Consider the following 13,066-nt stretch of genomic DNA (forward strand, 5'->3'; position numbering starts at 1 on the left):
CACAGATTGCCGGCAACCCCCTGCCCGCTCATATCACAAGCGCCGGGGGTTCGCCGATCCATTCATGCCGATTCCTCCTGCCGGCCCTTCCATTTGACAAGACCTGCCTTCTCGTGTACCATTATCTCAAATTAGAGATATTAAACAGCGAAGCAAAGGAGGGGCATCCTTCATGGCAGATACGCAGCAGCGAAACGAGTCACTTGAGCTTCTGATTGTGCTGTCCCGTTCCTACAACTGGGTCACGGCCCATACCAACCGCGACATCCGCCGCCATGGATTGAACCCGACGGAATTTGGCGTCCTGGAAGTCCTGTACCACAAAGGCCCCCAACCGCTGCAGCAAATTGGCGAAAAAATCCTGATCTCCAGCGGAAACATTACCTACGTCGTGGATAAACTAGAAAAGAAGCAGCTGCTGGTGCGCAAGCCGTGTGCCGAGGATCGGCGCGTCATTTACGCGGAGCTGACCGACCAGGGCAGACAGTTTCTGGCCGATATTTTTCCATCCCACAAGGAAGCGGTCGAAAAGGCAGTGAGCGGCCTTACCGCCGAAGAAAAACGGCAGGCGATCGCGCTGTTGAAAAAGCTGGGGCGGGCCGCGCAGGAGAGTTTCTAGAAAACACCTGCTGCCCCCGGCCAAAAAAGACCTTGACAAAACAGATCACGCGTAATAATCTTGAAATCAAGATTTAAAAAATAAAAGTTATCAGCTTACAAAAGGAAAGGGGAATGAAACCACATGAGCAAGGTTCTGTTTGTGAAAGCCAACAACCGTCCCATCGAACAATCCGTCAGCGTGAAGCTGTATCACGCGTTTCTGAATAGCTACAAAGAATCCCACCCGAACGACGAGGTAGTGGAACTGGACCTGTTTGCGGAAAACCTGCCCTACTACGACGTGACGAAAATCAACGCCATGTACAAATCCGGCCAAGGCATCGAGCTGACCGCGGAAGAGCAAAAGGCGGCCGATCTGGTGAACAAGTATCTGAACCAGTTCCTGGAGGCCGACAAAGTGGTGTTCGCCTTCCCGCTGTGGAACTTCACCGTGCCTGCCGTGCTGCACACTTACATTGATTACCTGTGCCAGGCCGGCAAAACGTTCAAATACACCCCGGAAGGTCCGATCGGCCTGCTGAACAACAAAAAAGTGGCCCTGCTGAACGCGCGCGGCGGCATCTATTCCGAAGGTCCGGCCGCTGCGGCGGAAATGGCCGTAAACTACGTGCAAAACGTCCTCGGCTTCCTCGGAGTGAAAGACATCTCCACCGTGATCGTGGAAGGGCACAACCAATTCCCGGACAAAGCCGAAGCGATCGTGCAGGAAGGCTTGGAAAAGGCTGCAAAACTGGCGGAGACCTTCTAAGGCCCGCCGGCCTTTTTGGACAAATATCTTAACTTTAAGAAACTAAAATTAAAAATATATGAAGGAGAGATGAACATCATGATCGATCTTGGTTTGTTGATCATTCGCCTGGTCGTGGGTTTGACGTTCGTGGGGCACGGCGCACAAAAACTGTTTGGCTGGTTCGGCGGCTACGGCTTGAAAGGAACCGGCGGATGGTTGGAGTCCATCGGCTTGAAGCCGGGCGTTACCATGGCGCTGTTGGCCGGCCTGGGTGAGCTGGTGGGCGGCCTGCTGTTTGCCGCCGGTGTCGGCACGTGGGTCGGCGCGCTGTTGATCGCCCTGACCATGCTGGTGGCGATCGTCAAAGTCCACGGCGCCAACGGCTACTGGGCGACGCAAAACGGATACGAATACAACCTGGTGCTGATTGCGGTGGCGATCGGCGTGGCCCTGATCGGCCCCGGCGCTTACGTCCTGTTCTGAACGCACAGAGAATGGGCGCTCCCGGACAGCATCCCTGAGTTGAAGGAGGAACCGCACATGCACATCGCTGTTTATTCGCAAAACGAACAAGGCAAAGGCCATTTCGGCAGCGGCGAGATCGTGGAGAACAAACCGATCGGCTTTCCGCACGAACACTCGGCCGTCAAACGCGTCGGACCGCTGTTTTACTGGGCCTGGGCCAAATCGCTTGCCACCTTTGAGATTCCGCTGCATCCCCACTCCGGTTTTGAAATCATCTCGTACGTCTTGACGGGCACGGTGGGGCATCGCGATACGCTCGGCAACCTGCAGCAGGTCTCGACCGGGGGCGCGCAGGTGATGCAGACCGGCTCGGGCGTCTATCACGCGGAAGAGCTGGCGGCGGGCACCGAGATGTTTCAGATCTGGTTTGAACCGCATCTGGCCCGCGCCGTCAAGGAAGCGCCCACGTACAACCAGTACGACCATGAACAGTTTCCCGTGGAGGAAGCGGGCGGCGTCCGGATCAAACGGGTGGTCGGCCCGCAAGCGCCGATCCGCCTCGTGACCGACGCGGAAATGGTCGACATTGACATCGCAGCGGGGCAATCCTGGTCCCATTCGCTCCCGGACGGATACGCTCTGGCGGCCGTGGTGGTGAGCGGCCGGGGCACCGCCCGGCCGCAGCGGCAGGCGGACGGCGGCCCGTCGTCCAACGCCTCCCTGGAGACAGGCGACTTCGCCGTCGTCACGACAGACGGGACGGAATCGGTCGAATTCCATGCCGATCCGGGTGAATCGCTGCGCCTCGTCGCCATCCGCGTCCCTGCCGAGGTGGAGTACCCGCTGTATCGCAAATAATCGCAGCGGCAAAAGCGAGGCCGTCACGCAGAAAGTGACGGCCTCGTTTTCATGTCCGCACCTCCTCCGCTGGCTGATCGGCCGTCGTTTCGGAAGGATTTTCCAGAAGGGGCTCGAATGAAGAAATGGGTGCCGACACTTCTGTGCTGTCGCCGTCTCTTCGGAAATCACCGACCGCGGAAAGGGGGCCGCAGCTTGCTGAACGTATGGAAGGTCATCTTCGACAACGTCCTGGTTTGGGTTCCGGTTCTTCTCATGTTTGCCCCCATCCTCGTTAAACGTTTGTTTGATAAGAAAAAGTGACGCGTTTCCTCCTCCTCTTTACGGTTTTCCCCCTCATTCATCCCGGTTGTCCGGCAGGAATTTCCCCGTTTTCCCGCGAAAGAACATACTCGATTACCTGAAAGCGTTCAGCGACCGCGCCGTGGCAGCGGCCAAACGGGCGTAACCACCGCTTGGGCCCTGCTGAATGGGCCAAGCTCGAAACGAAAAAACGGTCTCTCCCGTCAGCGGGAGGAGACCGTTTTCTTTTCGAGCATCGTGCCTTCCTGGGCGAGCCGCGTGTGCCAGGAGAACGCTTTTTCCAGCACATGCGGCGTATGGCCGCCGCGCGTCAGCGCTTCCCGGAAGTAGTCACGCAGTTGGTCACGATAGAGCGGGTGAGCGCAGTTCTCGATGATCAGCCGGGCCCGTTCGCGCGGCGCCAGACCGCGCAGGTCGGCCAAGCCCTGCTCCGTGACGACGATATCGACGTCGTGCTCCGTGTGGTCCACGTGGGACACAAACGGGACGATGCTGGAGATCTTGCCGCCCTTGGCCACCGACTTGGTGACGAAAATCCCCAGGCGGGCATTGCGGGCAAAGTCGCCGGAACCGCCGATGCCGTTCATCATGCGCGTCCCCAGGACGTTGGTCGAGTTGACGTTGCCGTAGATGTCAAACTCCAGGGCGGTGTTGATGGAAATGAGCCCCAGACGGCGGATCACCTCGGGATGGTTGCTGATCTCCTGCGGCCGCAGCACCAGCTTGTCGCGGTATGCGGGGAAGTTGGCCACCACCTGCTTCATTTTCTCCGCCGTCAGGGTGATCGAACAGCCGGACGCAAACGACACCTTGCCCGCGTCGATCAGATCAAACACAGCGTCCTGCAGCACCTCGGAATACACAGTCAAATCGGAAAACTCCGACTCCAAAAATCCGTTGAACACCGCGTTGGCGACCGAGCCGATGCCGGACTGCAACGGCATCAGGTTTTGCGGCATCCGCCCTTTTTTCACTTCATGACGCAAAAACTCGATCAAGTGGCCGGCCATCACCGCCGTTTCCTCATCCGGCTCGACGATCGTGGACGGGGAATCCCACTGTTCGGTGATGACGATGCCCTTCACTTTGTCCGGGTCGACCGGAATGCCCTTTTGCCCGATCCGCTGTTCGACCGAGGTCAGCGGGATCGGCGAGCGTTCCCCCTGCCGGCCTGGCGTGTAGATGTCGTGGATGCCTTCCAGCGCGAGCGGCTGTGCCATGTTCAGCTCGATGATGACGTGCTTGGCATGCTCCACGAAGACGTTGGAGTTGCCCACAGAGGTCGACGGAATGATCATCCCGTCTTCCGTCACTGCAACCGCTTCCACAATCGCGTAGTCAATCGGGTCCAGCACTCCCGCGCGTATCAATTCCGCCGTATGGGACAAATGCTGATCCACAAACAGCAGTTCTCCCTCGTTGATCTTTTGGCGCATCACCGGATCCACCTGAAACGGCAGCCGCTTGCCAACAATTCCCGCTTCCGCCATCACCGCGTCCACGCCGGAGCCCAGGGATGCCCCCGTGTAGACGTTGACGGTAAACGGCCGTCCATCCCGCTTGGCCCGTTCTGCCAAGGCGACCGGAACGACTTTGGCGTCGCCGGCCCGCGTAAACCCGCTCAGCCCGAGGGTCATGCCGTCCTCAATCCAGCTTGCCGCTTCCTCTGCCTGCACGATTTTGCCCCGAAGGCGATTGTCGCGTAAGCGCTCCCATACCATGTTACCCACCTGCCATTTTCGTTCGTCTGTTTGGTACCACAGTAGCACATTCAAACTGAGCGAGCACTCGATTTCCCACAAGCCAGAAAATTCGGCGGCAGGCCAGAAAAAACACCCCTGAACGTCGGAACCGCCAAAACCGGGCCCAAGGCTCAACCGATCAGAAGCCAGGCAGGCAGGGACGCGACGACGCCGGGCCAAAACCGAAAACAGGCAAAGACGCGAGACCGCTCGGCCAGCAGCCGCACAGACGGGACCGCACGTCCCTCAAAAACCGAGCCTTTGACGGAAATGGCTGGCGTACGACTGGCTGACCGGGACGCGGGTCCGCTGCTTGTCTTTCATCTCCAGCATAAACGTGGAATGAAAATGCGGGTGGATGAAGCCAACCGCTTCGATATTGACCAGATAGGCCCGATGGCAGCGCACGAACCGCTCGGGCGGCAGCATCCGCTCCAGCTCGGTCAGGCTGTACCGGTTGACGTACGAGCCGTTTGCCGTGTGCAGCAGCGTTTTGCCCTCGTGTGAACGAATAAACACGATCTCGGACACGTGGACAGGCAGCCAGCCGTCTTCCGTCTTGCCGGTCAGCACGGTCGGCGCCGGCTGCGGAGCCATATGCGGCATCAACACCCGGGGGTATATCGCGGTGACGCAGCCCTCGAGCCGGCCGCCGCGCACAAGCGGCAGGGAGACCCCGTAATAGGGGACGCCGAACACCCGGCTTTCCACGTATTGCGCCACCTTCCGGCGAGCGGTCAGCGCTCTGTACGTCGCCGATCCTTCCCGCACCGCGTCGCCCGGTTTGATTTTCAGGTCGATGCTGGCGCTGGGCTGATAGTAAATGTAGCGGGAATCATCCGAAATGGCGATCGACACGCCCTCCGGGATCACTTCACCGATCATCTGCAGCACTTCGGGAACCAGTGTTTTCTCCATGTTTCATCCCTCTGCCATGAAAAATGGAAGTACACTTTTATTAAAACACATTTTCGCCCGCTTCGGACAAATCCCCGCTCTTTTCCACCTGCGGCGCCGATCCCGAGTTGGGGAGACAACGGAAAAAGACCTCGGCGTTGCTTGTGCAGTCCGAGGTCTTTCCGCGATTACGACGTTTTTCTTCTGGACGGTTCCGGCACGCCCGGGTACTGGTATTCCTTCTCCCAGAAATCGGCGTCGGCTATGCCCAGCTTGACCGGATCGAATACCGGGTCTTTTCCCTCTTTCTTCTGGCGTTCATAGTCCTTTAACACGGCCAGCGCCGGCTTGGTGAGCAGCAAAATGGCGATGATGTTGAGCCACGCCATGCTGCCGACGCCGATGTCCCCCAAGGTCCAGGCCAGACTCGCCGTCTTCACGCTCCCGTAGAAGACCACCCCCAGGATGACGATCTTCAAGGCATACTCCGACCAGGTCCGCTTCACGTAGCGGTTCAGATAGGCCAGATTGGTCTCCGCCATGTAGTAGTAGGCCATGATCGTGGTAAAGGCGAAGAACAGGAGCGCGATGGCGACAAACGGAGCGCCAAAGCCGGGAAACACCGTCTCGACGGCCTGCTGGGTAAAAATCGGCCCCGGCTCGACGTCGCCCAGGTTGTTCACAATGGGGGCCGCTCCGTCCGGCTTTACGTTGTACATGCCGGTGATCAAAATCATGAAAGCGGTCGCGGAACAGACAAACAAGGTATCCACGTAGATGGAGAACGCCTGAACCAGCCCCTGCTTGGCGGGATGGGACACTTCCGCCGCGGAGGCGGCATGCGGCGCGGTCCCCTGCCCCGCTTCGTTGGAATAAATCCCCCGCTTCACGCCCCAGGAGATGGCGGCGCCGAGAATGCCCCCGAAGGCCGCGTCCAGACCAAATGCGCTTGTAAAAATCAGCGCCAGTACGCCGGGCAACTGGGAAATGTTCAAAAAGACGATAATCAGGGCCACCAAAATATAGCCCAGCGCCATGAACGGCACGACCACCTGCGCAACATTGGCAATCCGCTTGACACCGCCGAAGATGATCGAGGCCAAAATCACCGCCAAGGCACTTCCGGTAATGGCGGGATGGATCCCAAAGGCGTTTTCGATCCCCGCCGCGATGCTGTTGGCCTGTACGCCCGGCAGCAGCACTCCCGTCGCAATGACGGTCACAACCGCAAACAAGACGGCGTACCATTTCAGCTTCAGCCCTTTTTCGATGTAATAGGCAGGGCCGCCGCGAAACTGGCCGTCTTGTTTGGTTTTGTACACCTGCCCCAAGGCGGCTTCGACGAACGCCGAACCGGCCCCCAAAAAGGCGATCAGCCACATCCAGAAGACCGAACCCGGTCCTCCTGCGGCGATCGCGGTCGCCACGCCGGCGATGTTGCCCGTCCCGACACGGCCGGACAGCGCCAGCGACAAGGCCTGGAAGGAAGATACCCCTGCCTCGGAACTCCTTCCTTCAAACATGTGCTTGACCATGTCTTTCAGGTGCCTCACCTGCAGGAACCGGGTCGCCATCGAGTAAAACAACCCTGTCCCCAGACACAGGTATATCAGTGCAGGACTCCAAATGATGTCGTTTAACCATTGAATGAATGCTTCCAACAAAATGCCCCCCTTCTAGAATTCTCTAATTTTATGTAATTATAAAATATTTCGTTTGTTCATACAACTTGTAATCTTTTGCAGCGCCATCCGAAACCGATCCATCCAATGAATCGTCATACGGATACGACGATGACGAAAGGACTGAATATCGGATGAACAGATCCTCCCTCTCAACCGCTCTCCTCGCATGCAGCCTCGTGTTCGGCGCCGTCCAGGGAATCGCCCCGGGTGAAGCGAAGGCGGCCTCCCAACCGGCCGGCTTCCGGCTTACCTACCAACTGCCGCCCCATCCGGAGAAGGTGCTGTTTCTCAATACGGAGATGGTGACGATCGAAAATCCGCAGCCTGCGGAACTGGTGGCCAAACACCGGCTGGACAGCTACTTGTCCGATCAGGCGGGCGGCTACATCAGCGAAAAGGCGATCTATTGGGAAAACCTCACGTTCCTCACGTCCAAAAAGGGCTTTCTCCTGGATGTGTACAACTGGATCGGCGTTCTCCCGCCCGTCTACCCCGCAGGATACGACCCGGCCGAGATGGACCGGCGCGTCGCCGCCACGGAACTGTTTACGGAAGAAGGGATGCGTCTACACAGGGAGCGCGGAGAAATCAACCTGCAGGCACGGCTGCAGGCCCTGATCAACGCCGGGTACGTCAAACCGGAGGAAATCGACGACGGCGCCGCCAGCAAGTATTTTGTGGCGACGGTCTTGTACCGGATGTTCAAAGACGTTCGGCCGTATCACGGAGGCATCGATCTGAAGGATTCCCAGGACATCCCCGTTCGCTGGGCCGTCGAGATCGGACTGCCCGGTTTTGACGTTACCCCCGATGGATACATCTACCCCCAGAACCGCCTGCAGATGACGCCGGGGCCGAAAGACGTGTTTGAAGAGTATCCGTACAAGCGTTTGTTTGATTTTCTGACGCTGATCCTGCCGGGCAAAAAGACGGCGAACGGCTGGGAGTATTACCAGGTGAAGCTGAAGCCCGGCATGGTGCCGGTTCGCACGACCGATTTGATGTACGTCAACGGGCGGCCGTACGACAGGAATACGTCCCCGTACTCGGTGTACGACCATCCCGGCTATTACGCCGCCAACCAAAAGATTGCCCAGTATGTTACGCCGCGTTTTGAACAGATGTTGAAAGCCGCTCGCGCGGACGCCCTGAAGCCCCGGGTGTGGGACTGGAGCCGCGACCTGATCCACCACCCCCGATTCGCCCAACTTGTGGCCGATTACCGGAAAACGCGCAGCAGCCGGGCGGTCAACGCCGTTTATCAAGCCGTCCGCACGCATTACAACCTGAATGTGCGGCAGGACTCCCCGGCCGTGATCAAAAGCGTGCTGGATCACGTCAAGTAAACCATCGGCTCCAGCCTGCCCAGCCGCTCGCTCCCATTCGCTGTTCAGCCGCGTTCCGGCCGTTGTCCCGGGCCGGAAGGGGGATGCGTTTCGACACCAAAACAAAAAAGGACGGTAAAAACCGTCCTGAAATTTATTGATACATGGAGGGATGCGGGGAAAGAGTGGTGTTGCTCGCCTATGACCGAATGTCTCGCCGTTAGTTCTTGGCGGAATCGGAAGTAGATTGATCGGTGCCGCCGTTGTTCGTTCCGGCGGAACCTGTCGAACTCGAATCGGTGGAGCCGGTGCTTCCGCTGCCGGAAGAGGCGTCCGTGCTTTGACCTGCCTTGCCGGTGGAGTCAGAAGCACCCGTCGAGGCGTCGGACGTACCGGCATTCGAGTCAGCTGCACCTGCATTCGCGTTCGATTGATCTTGAGAAACCGAGCTGTCGGTCGATTGGTTTTCCGTCGGTGTAGAGGTCCCCGGAGTCGTGGCGCTTCCGCCGTCCTGCTGCGTTGCCGGTTCCGGCGTGCCCGATCCGTTGGAGCATGCTACCAGGCTGCCGGAAAGCAGTACGGCAACAGCGGCCAGGGATACCCATGTTTTCTTCATGTTCATTCTCCCCTTTCGTTTCAAGGTTCATGACGATCTCGCCGTCACACTCATAGCGTAACGGGAAAAGATAGCCATTCCGTGAGCGAAGTGGGAAAAAACCATGAACAAACTATGAAAAAATGATGACCGTCCCGAACCGCTTCGACGCCGTTACTGCGCTTGTGCCTGACGGTACTTTTCCACGGTCGGCAGCCAGACGGTAAACGTGGTTCCCAAGCCCGGCTCGCTTTCCACGGTGATGTTTCCGTCGTGCAGTTCGACCAGCTCTTTGACGATCGCCAGCCCCAACCCCGTTCCTTTGTTTTTCTTGGAACGTCCGCGATCCACCTTGAAAAACCGTTCCCAAATGCGCGGGAGGTCGTCAGCGGCGATGCCGATGCCGGTGTCCGCGACGGACATCCTCACCCACTCTCCCTCCGGTTCCGCGGTGATGCGGATGGTCCCCTCGTCGGTAAACTTCACTGCGTTTTTGACCAGGTTTTTGACGATTTGGGCGACACGGTCCTTATCGGCGTAAATCTTCGGCAGGGCGTCCGCCAGTTCCACCACGATCTCCAGCCCTTTCTCCGCCGCTTCGGGGCGGAAGGCGAACGCCGTCTTGTTGATCACCTCGGCGACGTCTACCGGGAATCTGGCCAGGGTCACCTCGTTGTTCTCCAGCTTCATCAAATCCATCAGGTCGTCCACCAGGCGGTTGATCTGCATCGTCTCCGAGTACATCACGGCGTAGTACTTTTGCCGCGCTTCCTCCTCTTCCACCAGGCCGTCCTGCAGCGCTTCCAAAAAGCCCTGGATCGCCGTCAGCGGCGTCCGCAGCTCATGCGACACGTTGGCGAGAAAATCGTTGCGTACCTGCTCCAGGTGGTGCCGTTCCTGCTCCACCCGCTCCAGTTTTTCCGCCAGCGTGTTAATCGTCTGCGCGAGGTCGCTGATTTCGTCCGCCGTGTCCACCTTGACCCGCTCGGCGTAGTTGCCCCGGCCAATTTCCGTCGCCGTGCGCTCGATTTTTTGCAGCGGCCGGGAGATCGACCACGAGAGATAGGAGACCATCGCTGTGGACAGCACGACGCCGAACAGGGTGGCCCAGAGGATGGTTTCCCGCATCTGGGCAAAGGTGCGCTCGATGCCTTCGATCGGGGCGTGCAGAATGATTCCCCCGTAGATCTCCTCTCCCTCTCCCCAGGGAATGGCGACGGAGAGCATCGGGTCCTCCATGCCATCGATCTTCAACTCCGTCACCGCGTTCTGCCCGTTCAGCACCTTGTTGGCGATCGACATCGCCACCGATTTTCCGGTAAACACTTCGTCTTTCATCGAGGTGGCGACAATCTTGCCGTCGCGGTCAAACAGCCAGATGCGCACGTCGTACGTTTCGTCCAGATTGCGCAGCTTTTCCAGCAGACGTCCGTTGATCCGGCTGCTGTCGTGAATCTGCGCGTTTACTTTTTTCGCCTGGCGCAGCAGTTCCTGTTCCTTGGCATCGTAAAAGTATTCCTTGGCGAAAAAGGAGATCAGCAGACCGGAGATGCCCAATCCGATCAGCACGGTGGCCAGAAAGCTGAACAACAGGCGGCGGAAGATGCTTTTCGACATCCCCAGCATTACTCGCCCACCTCGAATTTGTAGCCGATTCCCCACACCGTGTGAATGCACTCGTAGGGGAGCTTGTTCAGCCGCTGCCTGATCTTCTTGATGTGCACGTCGATCGTGCGGATGTCGCCAAAATAGTCAAAACCCCAGATTTGTTCCAGCAATTGCTCACGCGAAAAGACGCTGCCCGGCGATTTCGCCAGATGGACAAGCAGGTCAAACTCCTTCGGGCGAAAGCTGATTTTTTCGCCGGCTGCGATCACTTCCCGTTTGTCCAAATCGATGGACAACTGATCAAACGTGAGCAGGCGCGCCGCGTCCTCCTCCGCCTTTTCCCTTGGCTGCATTCTCCTGAGGATGGCCCGAATCCGGGCTACCAGTTCACGCGGACTGAACGGTTTCGTCACATAATCGTCGGCCCCAAGCTCCAACCCGAGCACGCGGTCAAACTCTTCGTCCTTCGCCGTAAGCATGATGATCGGCGTGTCCCATCTTTTGCGGATTTCGCGGCACGCCTCAAAGCCGTCCATCTGCGGCATCATCACGTCGAGAATAATCATGTCCGGAGATTCTTTTTCCACCAGCTCCAGCGCTTGCCTGCCGTCGCTGGCGACCACCAGGTCAATCTGCTGCTTCGCAAAGTACAGGCGAATGATTTCGCATACGTTTGGATCGTCATCGGCTACCAAAACCTTTGTATGGCTCATAGCCAACAACCCCCCTTCTCTCATCGGTACTTTTTTGGAGGCAGCCCCAAGGTGTCACATGTGTTTCAGCGAACATAACCGTGTGGTGATCATAATCGGAAACAACAAGAACAAGCTTCCGCTGCAGAAGAACCTGCTTCTTCGAGAAGCCTGCAGTAAAAGCTTTTCTTATGGTAACACAGATGTGGATGAATGTGGACCTGTAAAGACGGGGGAATCATTGTCATTTGCGGGGCCGCGCCTTGAGGCGGCGCTCTTGCCGTGTCTCTGTCGTTTCGCCGTTAAGGTGCAAAAGAAAGCTGCCTCCCTGTACCGAGAGACAGCCATTCCCGTTATGGTATGATCGTCAGCAGTTTGCAGGCATTCCGCTCCGCTTCAGCCCGTTCCGCTTCCGGGAGACGTTTCAGGAGGTCGAGCGCAGCGTAGGGAAATTTCAGCGCATGCGGGTCAGAATACGTTTTCGCCCAATACTGCGGATCGTAGAGGGAGACGAAGGCCGGCTCCTTCACCTCATCCTCCAGCACGAAGTCTGGGATTTGGCGGTTCAGGTGCATCTGGATGCGATGGTTGGCCATGCCGGCTGAAACCAGATCGTCGTATCCGAAGCGCTCCAGATCGGTCAATGCCTGCGCGTGGGTGATGCTGTGAATGGTCTCGCCGGCCAGATGGTACATGACTCCGTCGATGACGCGCCCCGGTACCACCGTATGCAGCTCGCCGTACGTCCGCCTCGTCATGTCCAGCGTGTCCTGGTATGCCGGAATGTCCGGGACGTCTGCTGCCGTCACTTCAAAATAATTGTCGATTCCCCAGTACCGGTTCGGTCTGTCTTGTGTCGTTCCCTCCAACATTGCGGCCAGCCCGTCCACAATTTGAGGCGTGATCAGATCCGGCCGCTGGCGCAGCGCCTTCAGCGCCAGCACGCCCAAGGCCAGGCCGTGGCCGGAGGTTCGAAGCTGTTTCACATTGTTCTCAAGGCCTTTGATGACCCGCTTCAGCAGTACCGGATCGGCTTCTTCCGGCTCCGGCGGCGCAAACCACTCCGGATGCTGGCGGCGAAACGATTCACACGTCCGCTCGATCCCCTCTTTCACATGCTCCGGCAGTTCGTGCTCCTGATTCATGAAGTACCCGGCCAGCAGCGCGGCGCCAACGTGACCGTAAAACCATGACGTTTTCCCGGCACGGGCCATGCCTGCAACCCCCAGCTCCACATACGAATCCAACAACCGCATGTTCACCCCCCATTTTCCTGTTATTGGATTCATTATATTATAAACTTTTTAGTTTTTAAAGTATGAAAATGAATACCTTACACGATCGCGCCCATGCTATTTTCCCGATCAAATAAAAAACCCCGCCTCTTTCCCGCTATGGAAAAGAAACGAGGTCCTCTTTTACATTCATTCCCTGAAAACTGGATACGCATGGTGGGCAAAGGATTATGGAGTGGATAAGTCCTCGACCGATTAGTATTCGTCAGCTCCACGCGTTGCCGCGCTTCCACACCGAACCTATCAACCT

At 57.8% G+C, this 13,066-nt stretch carries 13 protein-coding genes; 6 read left to right on the plus strand and 7 right to left on the minus strand.

Going from position 1 to position 13,066, the window contains the following annotated elements; translation table 11 throughout:
* The first annotated feature begins 172 nt into the window (after positions 1–172).
* From FOI68_RS18310 to FOI68_RS18330, 5 genes are all read left to right on the plus strand, one after another.
* Positions 173–619: a MarR family winged helix-turn-helix transcriptional regulator gene (locus tag FOI68_RS18310; RefSeq protein ID WP_029100891.1), complete on the plus strand. Its 447-nt coding sequence runs from the start codon at positions 173–175 to the stop codon at positions 617–619.
* Between the two features lie 123 nt (positions 620–742).
* The gene (locus FOI68_RS18315) at positions 743–1,369 is read left to right on the plus strand and encodes an FMN-dependent NADH-azoreductase (RefSeq protein ID WP_143863975.1); all 627 of its coding nucleotides are present in this window, start codon (positions 743–745) and stop codon (positions 1,367–1,369) included.
* Between the two features lie 78 nt (positions 1,370–1,447).
* Positions 1,448–1,834 carry a DoxX family protein gene (locus FOI68_RS18320; RefSeq protein WP_143863976.1) on the plus strand — a complete coding sequence of 129 codons (387 nt, stop codon included), beginning with the start codon at positions 1,448–1,450 and terminating at the stop codon, positions 1,832–1,834.
* Between the two features lie 57 nt (positions 1,835–1,891).
* Entirely contained in the window at positions 1,892–2,674 is a 783-nt protein-coding gene (locus tag FOI68_RS18325; protein WP_035299156.1) for a pirin family protein, read from the plus strand.
* A gap of 117 nt (positions 2,675–2,791) precedes the next feature.
* Positions 2,792–2,977, plus strand: a complete 186-nt coding sequence (locus FOI68_RS18330; RefSeq protein WP_141669815.1) for a hypothetical protein — start codon at positions 2,792–2,794, stop codon at positions 2,975–2,977.
* 203 nt (positions 2,978–3,180) lie between these two features.
* Here the strand turns inward: FOI68_RS18330 and FOI68_RS18335 are convergent, their stop codons facing one another.
* The 3 genes from FOI68_RS18335 to FOI68_RS18345 form a co-directional block, all read right to left on the minus strand.
* Positions 3,181–4,698 carry a succinyl-CoA:acetate CoA-transferase ScpC gene (locus FOI68_RS18335; protein ID WP_044900053.1) on the minus strand — a complete coding sequence of 506 codons (1,518 nt, stop codon included), beginning with the start codon at positions 4,696–4,698 and terminating at the stop codon, positions 3,181–3,183.
* 267 nt (positions 4,699–4,965) lie between these two features.
* Positions 4,966–5,637: a LytTR family DNA-binding domain-containing protein gene (locus FOI68_RS18340; protein WP_029100886.1), complete on the minus strand. Its 672-nt coding sequence runs from the start codon at positions 5,635–5,637 to the stop codon at positions 4,966–4,968.
* Between the two features lie 167 nt (positions 5,638–5,804).
* On the minus strand, positions 5,805–7,280 hold the full coding sequence (locus FOI68_RS18345; protein ID WP_143863977.1) for an alanine/glycine:cation symporter family protein: 1,476 nt from the start codon (positions 7,278–7,280) through the stop codon (positions 5,805–5,807).
* Between the two features lie 152 nt (positions 7,281–7,432).
* Here FOI68_RS18345 and FOI68_RS18350 point away from each other — a divergent pair, with 152 nt between their 5' ends.
* Positions 7,433–8,647: a hypothetical protein gene (locus FOI68_RS18350; protein ID WP_143863978.1), complete on the plus strand. Its 1,215-nt coding sequence runs from the start codon at positions 7,433–7,435 to the stop codon at positions 8,645–8,647.
* Positions 8,648–8,846: 199 nt separating this feature from the next.
* Here the strand turns inward: FOI68_RS18350 and FOI68_RS18355 are convergent, their stop codons facing one another.
* The 4 genes from FOI68_RS18355 to FOI68_RS18370 form a co-directional block, all read right to left on the minus strand.
* A complete protein-coding gene (locus FOI68_RS18355) occupies positions 8,847–9,242 on the minus strand; it encodes a hypothetical protein (RefSeq protein WP_081656638.1) in 396 nt (131 codons plus the stop codon).
* A gap of 153 nt (positions 9,243–9,395) precedes the next feature.
* A complete protein-coding gene (locus FOI68_RS18360; protein ID WP_044900056.1) occupies positions 9,396–10,847 on the minus strand; it encodes a sensor histidine kinase in 1,452 nt (483 codons plus the stop codon).
* Complete coding sequence (locus FOI68_RS18365) at positions 10,847–11,542, minus strand: response regulator transcription factor (protein ID WP_029100883.1); 696 nt, start codon at positions 11,540–11,542, stop codon at positions 10,847–10,849. The genes FOI68_RS18360 and FOI68_RS18365 overlap by 1 nt, the downstream gene beginning before the upstream one ends.
* Before the next feature lie 332 nt (positions 11,543–11,874).
* Positions 11,875–12,777 (minus strand): hypothetical protein, encoded by a 903-nt coding sequence (locus tag FOI68_RS18370; protein ID WP_143863979.1) that lies wholly within the window; start codon positions 12,775–12,777, stop codon positions 11,875–11,877.
* Positions 12,778–13,066: the final 289 nt, after the last annotated feature.

It is taken from the genome of Brevibacillus sp. LEMMJ03 (assembly GCF_007197875.1).
GTDB lineage: Bacteria > Bacillota > Bacilli > Brevibacillales > Brevibacillaceae > Brevibacillus > Brevibacillus thermoruber.

What these genes read in the sequence shown, in the direction of transcription:
- FOI68_RS18310 (WP_029100891.1), top strand. Translation starts at nt 173, where the DNA reads ATGGCAGATACGCAGCAGCGAAACGAGTCACTTGAGCTTCTGATTGTG.
- FOI68_RS18315 (WP_143863975.1), top strand. Translation starts at nt 743, where the DNA reads ATGAGCAAGGTTCTGTTTGTGAAAGCCAACAACCGTCCCATCGAACAA.
- FOI68_RS18320 (WP_143863976.1), top strand. Translation starts at nt 1,448, where the DNA reads ATGATCGATCTTGGTTTGTTGATCATTCGCCTGGTCGTGGGTTTGACG.
- FOI68_RS18325 (WP_035299156.1), top strand. Translation starts at nt 1,892, where the DNA reads ATGCACATCGCTGTTTATTCGCAAAACGAACAAGGCAAAGGCCATTTC.
- FOI68_RS18330 (WP_141669815.1), top strand. Translation starts at nt 2,792, where the DNA reads ATGAAGAAATGGGTGCCGACACTTCTGTGCTGTCGCCGTCTCTTCGGA.
- FOI68_RS18335 (WP_044900053.1), bottom strand. Translation starts at nt 4,698, where the DNA reads ATGGTATGGGAGCGCTTACGCGACAATCGCCTTCGGGGCAAAATCGTG.
- FOI68_RS18340 (WP_029100886.1), bottom strand. Translation starts at nt 5,637, where the DNA reads ATGGAGAAAACACTGGTTCCCGAAGTGCTGCAGATGATCGGTGAAGTG.
- FOI68_RS18350 (WP_143863978.1), top strand. Translation starts at nt 7,433, where the DNA reads ATGAACAGATCCTCCCTCTCAACCGCTCTCCTCGCATGCAGCCTCGTG.
- FOI68_RS18355 (WP_081656638.1), bottom strand. Translation starts at nt 9,242, where the DNA reads ATGAAGAAAACATGGGTATCCCTGGCCGCTGTTGCCGTACTGCTTTCC.
- FOI68_RS18360 (WP_044900056.1), bottom strand. Translation starts at nt 10,847, where the DNA reads ATGCTGGGGATGTCGAAAAGCATCTTCCGCCGCCTGTTGTTCAGCTTT.
- FOI68_RS18365 (WP_029100883.1), bottom strand. Translation starts at nt 11,542, where the DNA reads ATGAGCCATACAAAGGTTTTGGTAGCCGATGACGATCCAAACGTATGC.
- FOI68_RS18370 (WP_143863979.1), bottom strand. Translation starts at nt 12,777, where the DNA reads ATGCGGTTGTTGGATTCGTATGTGGAGCTGGGGGTTGCAGGCATGGCC.